Origin of the sequence: Nostoc sp. (assembly GCF_036917275.1) — a bacterium.
Lineage (GTDB): Bacteria > Cyanobacteriota > Cyanobacteriia > Cyanobacteriales > Nostocaceae > Nostoc.
This window is the reverse complement of sequence record NZ_JBALDF010000056.1, coordinates 187,913-200,117: the sequence shown is the minus strand read 5'-3', so window position 1 is coordinate 200,117 and position 12,205 is coordinate 187,913. Positions and strand designations below refer to the sequence as shown.

Genomic DNA, 12,205 nt, shown 5'->3' with positions numbered 1-12,205 from the left:
ATAATGATAGACGAAATGCAGGGTTTTCGACTCTCACCCCAACAAAAACATCTCTGGCATTTACAGGAAAGTGACAACTTCCCTTATTCTTCACAGTGTGCTGTCTTGATAGAAGGGAATCTTGATATCGACACCTTGAGAGTAGCTTTAGAACTAGTTGTCAGTCGGCATGAAATTCTCCGTACTAATTTTCATTGTTTGCCTGGGATGACTATACCTTTGCAAGTCATTAGAAATAACAGTATTGTCTGGGACGAAAACCACAACTTGAGAGGTTGCACACCTCAAGAACAAGAGGAATTTTTATCAGCCTTCTTTAATCAAGTAAACAAACAGCAGTTTGATTTGGTAGAAGGTTCCCCATTACGCCTATCTTTAGTAACTCTGTCGTCATCTAAGTATGCTTTGGTTATTAGCTTACCTGCACTTTGTGGAGATGCAGCAACACTCAAAATTTTAGTGCAAGAAATTAGCCAGTCTTATGCAGCTTGCTTGCAAGGTAAAGAACTAGATGATGAACCACTACAATACGCAGATTTGGCTGAATGGCAAAACGAATTGTTAGAAGGGGTAGATACAGAAGTAGGCAGAGACTATTGGCGAAAACAGGATTTTTCAGCGCTGACAAAACTAAAGCTGCCTTTTGAAAAACAGTCTATAGAGCAACTAGAATTTCACCCTCGAACCCAAAGTTTCACAATTTCCCCTGCTTTGTTAGAACAAATTTACACTCTGACTCAGCAGTATAATATTTCAGTGGCTGAATTTTTCTTAGCTTCCTGGCAGATTTTACTTGTGCGTCTTACCAAACAGGAAAATTTGAGTATCGGTGTGGCTTATGAGGGACGCAAATATCAGGAACTAGAGAAAAGTGTAGGATTATTTACTAAACACTTACCGTTAATTTCCAATATAGAACTAGAATCAAATTCTATTGATGTTTTTCATAAAAATAATGAATGTACAGAGAATATTTATAACCTACAGGATTACTTTAATTGGGAACTAATAGCAGAATTGTATCCGAATACCTTACGTTTTTTCCCAGTTTGTTTCGAGTTTCAAGAACTGCCAAAAAATTATATGGCGGCTGATGTATGTTTTTCAATTGACCAACTATATACTTGCATTGACAGATTCAAAGTAAAGCTTTATTGTATTCGTCAGAATGATATGCTAAATGTAGCATTTCACTATGACTCAAACTTATTTAATGTAGAAGATATTAAACGCTTAGTCGGGCAATTTCAGACATTGTTAGCTAGCGCGATCGCTCATCCCGAGACAGCAATTAGTCAGTTAGATATTCTTAGTCAAATCGAGAGACAACAACTGCTTGACCAGGTAAACACGAAGCGCGATTATCCTCACAACAAGTGCATTCACCAGCTGTTTGAGCAACAGGTAGGAAAAACCCCGAATAAAATTGCTGTTATCTTTGAAGATCAACAACTAACTTACCACGACCTGAATCAACGGGCTAACAAAATAGCTCACTACCTGCAAAAGCAGGGGGTTGTACCAGAGGTTTTAGTGGGGCTGTGTGTCGAGCGTTCGTCGAAGACGTCGCCGAAGGCATCGCTTGACATGATAGTTGGACTTTTAGCCATCCTCAAAGCTGGTGGGGCATATGTGCCATTAGATCCCGCATTGCCGAAAGAAGGTTTGGCATTACGATTGCAGGGTGCCCAGGTGTCATTAATCATTAGTCATTCGTCATTGGCAAATAACTTTGAACCAATGACGAATAACAAAGAGCAAACAACAGTAATCTACCTGGATAGTGACTGGGAAACTATTGCTCAGGAAAATGATCTTAATCCCAATAGCAAGGTAACAAATGAAAATCTAGTATATGTACTGTTTACCTCTGGTTCTACAGGCACAGCTAAGGGGGTTGCAATTGAACACCGACAATTGCTCAATTACACATATGCGATCGTCGATCAGTTAAACCTGCCAGCAGGTGCTAATTTTGCACTGGTTTCTACATTCGCCGCAGACTTAGGCAACACAGCTATCTTTCCTTGTCTGTCTATGGGAGGTTGTCTGCATCTAATCTCATACGAACGTGCTACTGACCCAGCAGCTTTGGCAGAATATTGCCGTAGACATCCTATTGACTGTCTCAAGATTGTTCCCTCTCACCTTGCTTCACTCTTAACATCTTCTTCACCTGGGTCTATCCTGCCTAGAGAACGACTTATACTAGGTGGTGAGGCTACCAGTTGGGAACTGATCGAGCAGATTCAAAAGTATGCACAAGATTGCCTGATCTTCAATCACTACGGCCCGACAGAAGCCACTGTCGGTGTACTTACTTATCTAGTAGAACTTAATCACGACCTTTCATGCTATCCAAAATCCCAAACAGTTCCCCTGAGTCGCTCAATTCCTAACACGCAGGTATATATTCTGGAAGAGAACTTGCAGCCTGTTCCCATAGGAGTAAATGGGGAAATATACATTGGTGGGACAACTCTAGCTAGATGCTATCTGAATCAGCCCGAACAGACAGCTGTTAAATTTATTCCCAATCCATTCAGTCAGGAAGAAGGAACGCGGCTTTACAAAACCGGCGATCGGGCACGCTATTTACCAGACGGCACAATTGAGTTTTTAGGTCGTACCGACCACCAAGTTAAAATTCGTGGCTTCCGTATAGAACTAGGAGAAATTGAGGCAGTACTCAGTCTCCACCCAAATGTGCGGGAAGTTGTCGTCTTAGCAAGAGATTCAGAGTCTGGTCAGAAGTATCTGACAGCCTACGTCGTACCTGCTCAAGAATCGCCCATCATTAATAATGAACTGCGTAACTATATGCAGGCGAGGTTGCCTGAATATATGGTGCCTTCAAGCTTTGTCATGCTCAAGGCGTTACCGCTTACTCCCAACGGCAAAGTAGACCGTCAGGCACTGCCAGAACCTAACTCAGTACGTCCTCAGTTAGAAAAAAGCTTTGCAACTCCCCGCACACCAGTTGAGGAGGTGCTTGCTGGAATTTGGGCTAGAGTTCTTGGTACTGAGTACGTAGGCATTCACGATAACTTTTTTGACTTGGGTGGACACTCGTTGCTAGCCACGCAAGTTGTTTCGCAAGTGCGCGAAGCATTTCAAGTAGAGTTGCGGCTGCGTAGTTTATTTGAAACACCGACAGTGGCGGGAATAGCTGAACTGATTGAAGCAGCAATGAGGAGTGGACAGAACTCAGCAACTATGCCTATTGAGCAGGTGAAACGGGAGGGCGAATTGCCACTGTCGTTTGCTCAACAGAGGCTGTGGTTTCTTGACCAGATGGAACCAGGGAATTCTTTTTACAACATTTCCCGAACTGTACTATTAAAAGGTTCGCTCAATGTAGCAGCATTGGAGCAAAGCATCAATGAAATTGTGCGACGCCATGAGGTCTTGCGAACGAGCTTCACGGACGTAGATGGGCAACCTGTCCAGAAAATTGCTTCGGCGCTGAATATAACGCTGCCGATTATAGATTTGGGGAAATTATCACAAGAAGAACGAGAAGTTGAGGTTCGGCGACTGGCTAGCTTACAAGCACGACAGTCTTTTAACTTGACTGAAGATGCATTGCTACGAACTTCTCTGTTACGGTTGGAGGAGGAAGAACATGTGTTGGTGTTCACAATACATCATATTGTCGCTGATGGCTGGTCGGCAGGCGTGATTGTTCGCGAAGTGGCTGCACTTTACGAATCATTCTCTAGCGGCAAACCATCATCACTTCTCGATTTGAGTATTCAATATGCAGACTTTGCTATTTGGCGACGACAGTGGCTACAAACAGAAGTACAGTTATCCCAAATTGCTTACTGGAAACAGCAGTTAGGCGGAAAATTGCCCGTACTGCAACTTCCTACCGACCGACCTCGACCAGCCATTCAAAGCTTCAGGGGCAGAAAACAATCGTGGCAAATTCCCAAAATTCTGACTGAGGCACTCAAGTCTCTTTCACGGCAGGAAGCCGTTACTCTGTTTATGACTCTGCTAGCAGCGTTCAAAACATTGCTGTATCGCTACACAAATCAAGCAGATATTTTGATTGGCTCTCCCATTGCTAACCGCAATCGCACTGAAATAGAACCATTAATCGGCTTTTTTGTCAATACTCTTGTACTGCGTACCGACCTGTCGTTAAATCCGAGTTTTAAAGAATTACTGCGGCGGGTTCGCGAGGTGACATTAGATGCTTACGCTCATCAAGATTTGCCCTTCGAGCAGCTTGTAGAAGAGCTACAGCCAGAGCGGAATTTAAGCCACACTCCAATGTTTCAGGTGATGTTAATTTTACAAAATGCCCCAATGGAGGTTTTGAAGCTTCCAGGAGTGATCCTGAGTCCGATGGAAGTAGAAACCGAAACAGCCATGTTTGATATAACCCTGTTTTTAACGGAAACTGAACAAGGGTTGATGGGCGTGTTTGAGTACAACAGCGATTTGTTTGATGCTGCCACAATTAACCGGATGCAGGGACATTTCCAGATACTACTAGAAGGGATTGTGGCTAATCCCGATCACCATTTATCTGACTTGCCAATCTTGACTGCAACAGAACAACAGCAACTGCTAGTAGATTGGAATCAAACATCGGCTGATTATCCCTCTAGCTGTATTCATCAATTATTTGAGGCTCAGGTAGAACAAACACCAGATGCTGTAGCAGTCGTTTTTGAAGATCAACAACTTACCTATCAGGAATTGAATATTCGTGCCAATCAGCTAGCACAGTATTTACAAGAGTTGGGTGTATTACCAGAAATATTGGTAGGCATTTGCGTGGAGCGATCGCTCGATATGGTGGTTGGATTGTTAGGCATCCTGAAAGCAGGTGGTGCTTATGTCCCTCTCGATCCAGCCTATCCGCACGAGCGTTTAGCATTCATGCTAGAAGATGCTCAAGTCTCGGTGCTGCTCACTCAACAGAAGTTGATGGCAATCTTACCGAAATATCAAGGAAAAGTCGTATACCTTGATACAGACTGGCAGAAGATTGGCCAACAAAGCAATTGTCATCCCATTAGCCAGGTAACTACTAAAGATTTAGCCTATGTGATTTACACCTCCGGCTCAACTGGCAAGCCCAAAGGAGTGCAAATTCTACACCAAGCGTTGGTTAACTTCTTAAGTGCCATGCGCCTCAACATCAGGCTGACTCAGGAAGATATTCTCCTATCAGTCACAACATTATCGTTTGATATTGCAGCACTAGAAATTTACCTGCCACTGATTGTAGGCGCTCGTTTAATAGTGGTCAGCCGTGAAGTCGCTGTTGACGGAACTCAATTATTAGAAAGGCTAATATCTTCTGATACCACCGTCATACAAGCCACGCCAGCTACTTGGCGACTGCTTCTAACATCTGGGTGGCAGGGTCGTTGGTCACTAAAAATCCTCTGCGGTGGTGAAGCCCTCGACCGTGAACTAGCCAATCAATTGCTCGAACGAAGTACTGAACTCTGGAATTTATACGGGCCAACAGAAACTACTATCTGGTCAGCTGCGCATCAGGTAGAGACTACAAATAACGTAGAGGGTCGAGATGGCATCATTTCCATTGGTCGTCCGATTGCCAACACAGAATTTTATATTTTAGATGAAAACCTGCAACCGGTTCCCGTAGGGGTTCCGGGTGAACTACACATCGGTGGTTTAGGACTGGCTCTTGGTTATCTCAATCAACCAGAACTCACATTACAGAAATTTATCCCTAACCCCTTTAACAACACTTCAACTTCCCGGTTATACAAAACTGGGGACTTAGTTCGCTATCGACTAGACGGGACTATTGAATACTTAGGGCGGATCGATCATCAAGTCAAGGTTCGGGGTTTCCGCATTGAACTCGGAGAAATTGAAACGTTATTGAGCCAAAACCCAGAAGTGCAACAAGCTGTAGTTTTGGTGCAAGAAAGCCAACCAGACAACAAGCGCTTGATGGCATATATCGTTCCAAATTTACAATCCCAGAACCTAGACGAGTTGGGATCAGGAACACCGAGTTATGACGAGCAGATTTCCCAGTGGAAAAGCGTTTGGGATTTTTATGCAAATAATCCTCTAAAGGCAAAATTGACTCGTGATCTGGTGCCACAGCTACGCCGTTTTCTACAGGAGAAACTGCCTGAGTATATGGTTCCCTCGGCTTTTGTGATGCTAGAGGCACTGCCACTGACACCTAATGGTAAAGTGGATAGGCGATCGCTGGTAGCATCTGGTCTAACACAGGTTGAGTTAGAAGAAATCTTTGTAGCTCCTTCTACCCCTGTTGAGGAGATACTAGCCGGAATCTGGGCAGATGTTCTCGATCTTGCTCAAGTAGGCATTCACGATAACTTCTTTGAATTGGGCGGGCACTCTCTTGTAGCTACTCGTGTCATTTCCCAGATACAAAAGGTTTTTCAAGTAAAGCTTCCTTTGCATCGCTTGTTTGACAAGCCTACAGTAGCCAAGTTAGCTACAGAAATTGAGAAAGCCAGCAAAGCAGACTCAGGACTTGAAGCAACAACTATTGAGCGCATTTCACGATCGCACGAGTTACCCCTATCTTTTGCACAGCAGCGACTGTGGTTCTTACACCAGTTAGAGCCAAACAGCCCCTTTTACAATATTGCTGCTGCTATTCGCCTACAGGGAGAATTAAATCTAAGGGCACTACAACAAAGTTTCAACGAAATTTTACGGCGCCACGAAGCGTTGCGAACCAATTTCCAGACAATAGAGGGGCAACCCGTAGCAATTATCTCATCAGTCACATCGCTACCGTTACCCATATTTGACATCAGTGAGTTACCTTCAAACCAACAACAAGCTGAAGTCAGAAAACTGGCAGATAAAGAAGCTCAACGACTTTTTGACTTCAACGGCGACCTTTTGTTGCGGGTAAGATTACTGCGCCTTAGTGAACAAGAGCATATAATGTTATTGACCATGCACCACATTGCCTCTGACGGCTGGTCAATTGGTGTCTTAGTGCGTGAGGTGAGGGCACTTTACCAAGCCTTCTGTAGTGGGCAACCCTCACCACTTCCCGAACTGCCAATTCAGTATGCCGATTTTGCTGTATGGCAACGACAATGGCTACAAGGTGAGGTATTGAAAGCTCAACTTGCTTACTGGAAGCAGCAATTAGGAAGCAACCTCCCTGTAATGCAATTACCCACAACTCGTCCGCGAATAGAAGTTAAAACCAATAGGGGCGCTACTCAATCTTTCCTCATTCCCTCTAACATATCTCAACAACTGCAAGCACTGTCACGTCAACAGGGTGTCACCTTATTCATGACCTTGCTGGCAGGTTTTCAGATATTGCTACAACGCTACACCAGTCAAGATGACATCGTTGTTGGCACTGATGTCGCTAATCGTAATCAAGCAGAAATTGAATCATTAATTGGCTTTTTTATCAATCTGCTTGTCTTACGCACTGACCTGAGCGGAAACCCCACCTTTGAGGAATTGCTGAAACGAGTACGCTCTGTAACATTAGGAGCTTATGCTCATCAAGATTTGCCCTTTGATCAATTAGTCAAAGCTTTGCAACCAGAGCGGAATTTGAGCAACACGCCGCCACTATTTCAGGTATTGTTTGTCTTCCAGAATGCCCCCATGCCACCTTTAGAATTGCCAGGACTAACCTTAAGTCTGCTAGAAGTTGAAAACAAAATAGCCAGGTTTGATTTAGCACTATTTATCACCGAAACAGAGCAGGGCATCTTGGGCAAGTGGCAGTACAACTCTGATCTTGTTGATGCCACCACAATCACTCGCATGACAGACAACTTCCAGACGCTGCTCAACAGCATTGTGTCCCAACCTGATGCACGAATCGGCAATTTAGAAATGCTAACTTACAATGAAAGAAAACAACAAACCACGCAAAAAATAGAGCGCAAAGCGTTCAAGCGAGAAAAGTTTATTAGCGTTGCTCCCAAAGCGTTAAGTTTATCACAAGAAAGATTAATCAAGACTACTTATCTTCAACCAGGGCAAACATTTCCTCTTGTAATTCAGCCAGATGCTGACGAGATTGATTTTGTGGCTTGGGCTAAAACTAACCAAAAATTTCTAGAAACAGAATTGTTGAAACATGGAGCAATTCTATTTCGAGATTTCAATCTAGATTCTCTCTCAGAATTTGAAAGTGTTGCCCAGGCAATTTGTCCAGACTTATTCGGTGAATATGGCGACTTACCTCGTGCTGGAGAAAGCGGTAAAGTTTATGGTTCTACTCCTTACCCACCCGATACAGCTATTCTTTTCCATAATGAAGGCTCTCACTTACATCAGTTTCCTTTAAAAATTTGGTTTTTCTGCGTAGAACCTGCTAAACAAGGTGGAGAAACGCCAATTGTAGACTGTCGAAAAGCTTATAAACTCCTCAATCCCAAACTACGAGAAGTATTAACTGAAAAACAATTCATGTACGTTCGTAATTATACGAATGGTTTAGATGTAAGCTGGCAAGATTTCTTTCGTACCAATGACAAATCTTTAGTAGAAAATTACTGTCTTCAGGCTGAAATCGATTTTGAATGGTATGATAATAATAGTCTAGTGACTCGTCAGGTTCGTCCAGTAGTAGCAGTACACCCTAAAACTGATGACAAAGTATTTTTCAATCAAATACAGTTACACCATATAGCATATTTAGATGCAGAACTCCGAGAATCTCTGTTGTCTTTGTTTGGAGATAAAAAGCTCCCACGTAATGTTTATTATGGGGACGCTACTCCCATAGAAGACGAAGTAATTGCAGAAATTAATCAAGTTTATCAGCAGTCGAAGACAAGTTTCCCTTGGCAGAAAGGAGACATTTTGATGCTAGATAATATGCTTGTTGCACACGGACGCTACCCCTATGAGGGGAAACGCAAAATTGTGGTAGCAATGGGAGAAATCATTCAAAGCCAAGATATTACACTTCATAGCAGGCAAGGAGGAGGTAAATGATAACTGACGCTACTATTAACGGTTTTAGGCTGTCTCCTCATCAGAAACGCCTTTGGTTATTGCAGCAAGATAGTTCTGCTTACTTAACTCAAAGTACTGTTCTGATACAAGGGAATATTCAACCAGAAATTTTAAAAGCAGCATTACAGCAAGTCGTCAATCGGCATGAAATTCTTCGGACAAATTTGTGTCGCTTGCCTAGTATAAAAACTCCTGTGATGGTTGTTGCCGAGCGCAGTTCTCCTTTCTGGCAAGATATTGATTTAAGCGATTGTTCTGAGCCGGAACAGTTATCTAAAATAGAAGAGCTTTTTCAGGAGGTTAGACATCAAGGTTTTGACTTCGAGTCAGCTTCCTTATTGCGTTTATTTTTACTGAAACTGTCGCCAAATACACATATTCTCTTGGTCTCCTTGCCTGCACTTTGTGCAGATGTCCAGACAATCAAGAATCTAGTTAATGAAATTAGTAACTCATATTCTAATTGCTTAGAAGGAAAAGAATTGTGCGATGAAGTAGTGCAATACTTACAATTCTCAGAATGGCAACATCAATTACTAAGAGATGAGGACGCAACGACTGCTAATGAATACTGGTGTCAGCAAAAATTATCTTCCTTAGCTACGTTAAAGTTACCTTTTGAGAATAAAACTTTAAAAAAATCAGGATTTAAGATAGACTGTACCCAATTGGTAATAGCTGCGGAACTGACAGCCAAGATTGAAACTTTAGCGCAAAAGTATAATACTTCCGCTGCTGTCGTCTTATTAGCTTGCTGGCAAACACTGATTTGGCGACTTACAGGACAGCCAGATATCGTCATTGGCATGGGTTGCGATCGCAGAGATTATGAAGAACTTCAAGACGTACTAGGACTTGTTGCCACCTGGATACCAATTAAAAATCATTTGACACCATACTTGCGCTTTCAAGAAGTCTTGAAACTCGCTGAAAAAACTCTAGCTGATGCCACAGAATGGCAGGATTATTTCGTTCCTGAACCTATAGAAAATGACAATTACCTAGCTTTTTCCATTGGTTTCGAGTTTGACCAATTACCGGAAAAACGCTTTGTCGGTGGCGTCTCATTTTATCTTGATAAATATTACAGCTGTATAGAGCCATTCAAAATTAAACTTACTTGTACTCGGCGCGATAACTCTTTAATTGCAGAATTTTACTACGATGTCAATTACTTCAGGGCAGATACTATTGGGCGTTTAGCTGGACAATTTCAAACTTTATTAACTAGTACGACTGCAAATCCAGAGGAGAAAATCAGTCAATTAGAGATACTCAGCAAAAGCGATCGCCAACAGCTACTAGTCGAGTTTAACCAAACGCAGATTAATTATCCACAAGATAAATGTATACATAAGCTTTTTGAAGAACAAGTAGAAAAAACACCTAACAACATTGCCGTTGTATTTGAAGATCAACAACTGACCTATGCAGAACTTAACCGCAAAGCTAATCAACTAGCTCATTACTTGCAAACATTGGGAGTCAAGCCGGAAGTTTTAGTTGGGCTTTGTGTAGAGCGATCGCTTGATATGATAATTGGACTACTGGGTATCCTCAAAGCAGGTGGAGCTTACGTACCACTAGACCCCGCATTACCAAATGAGGGTCTTGCTTCCCGGTTGCAGGATGCCCAAGTACCCGTGCTACTGACTCAACAGCAGCTAGTCAATGATCTACCGATCAATGCAGCACAGGTAATCTGCTTGGATAAGGACTGGGATGCGATCGCTCAACACAATAATGGAAATCCCAATAGTGAGACAACAGTTGAGAATTTGGTCTACGTACTATACACTTCAGGCTCTACAGGCAAACCCAAAGGAGTTGCCATCGAACATCAACAACTTCTCAATTATATCAATGCGATTTTAGACAAACTCGATCTGCCGCCTAGTGCCAGCTTTGCAACAGTTTCCTCCTTTGCAGCAGACTTAGGCAACACAGCAATTTTTCCAGCTTTGTGTAATGGGGGTTGTCTCCATGTGGTGTCCCAAGAGCGAGCTTCCGATCCAGCAGCCTTAATAGCTTACTTTGAGCTTTATCCTATTGACTGTCTCAAAATTGTCCCTTCCCACTTAGCAGTTCTCCTGACATCTTCTCACTCAGAGAAAATCCTGCCCCGCAAGCGTCTGATTCTTGGTGGTGAAATTGCTAGTTGGTACTTAATTGAACAGCTTCAGCAGTACTTGCCAGCTTGTGAAATTTTCAACCACTATGGTCCAACAGAAACCACTGTGGGTGTGCTAACCTATTTAGTGGAAAAACAGCAAACAAATCATTATTCTGAAACTGTCCCCATAGGAAAACCCCTAGCCAATATAGAGGTTTATGTGCTGGATCAGCAGCTGCAACCAGTTCCCATTGGCGTGTCAGGTGAGTTATACGTTGGTGGTGCAGGACTAGCGCGAGGCTATCTAAACCATCCTGAACTAAACGCCACTAAGTTCATACCTAACCCCTTTAGTGACACACTGAAAGCAAAGCTGTACAAGACAGGAGACAGGGTTCGCTACTTGAGTGATGGGAATCTGGAGTTTCTTGGACGGATTGACAACCAAGTTAAGGTTCGGGGCTTCCGCATCGAGCCAGAAGAAATTGAGTTGGCACTCAGACAACATCCCCACGTGCGAGAAGTTGTAGTTATAGATCGGGAAGATAAACTCGGTGACAAACGCCTAGTCGCCTATGTTGTTCCCAGACAAGGTAAAGGCTCTAGCACTAGCGAACTGCGTTTTTTCCTGAGAAACAAGCTACCTGAATATATGGTGCCATCTGCCTTTATACTGTTAAAGAACTTGCCCCTGACCCCCAACGGGAAAGTAGATCGCCTTGCACTACCTTCACCGGACACAGCTAGACCTAATGTAGAAGATACTTTTGTAGCACCTCGAACCCCTGTTGAAAAACATCTGGCAGAAATCTGGTCTGAATTGTTGCGGCTTGAGTGCATCGGTGTTCATGACAATTTCTTCGATTCAGGTGGGCACTCTTTGCTAGCCACTCAAGTTGTGTCTCGTTTACGCGACACCTTCGAGGTAGATTTAGCCCTGCGTGACCTTTTTGAGAAACCTACCATAGCTGATTTAGCCGTGACTATTGCACAACGGCTGGCTCAAGCGGGAGATAGTGAAATACTGGCTCAGACCTTTGCAGAACTAGAGCAACTTTCGCAAGAGGAAGTTCAAGCAATACTTGCTGGCGAACAACAGTGAATCAA

Annotated in this window: 2 protein-coding genes; both read left to right on the top strand. The window is 43.1% G+C overall.

The features are described from left to right. The first annotated feature begins 3 nt into the window (after nt 1-3). Nucleotides 4-8,964, top strand: a complete 8,961-nt coding sequence (locus V7K35_RS21585) for a non-ribosomal peptide synthetase (RefSeq protein WP_335081450.1) — start codon at nt 4-6, stop codon at nt 8,962-8,964. Continuing rightward, on the top strand, nt 8,961-12,200 hold the full coding sequence (locus V7K35_RS21580; protein ID WP_335081449.1) for a non-ribosomal peptide synthetase: 3,240 nt from the start codon (nt 8,961-8,963) through the stop codon (nt 12,198-12,200). The genes V7K35_RS21585 and V7K35_RS21580 overlap by 4 nt, the downstream gene beginning before the upstream one ends. The last annotated feature ends 5 nt before the right edge of the window (nt 12,201-12,205 follow it).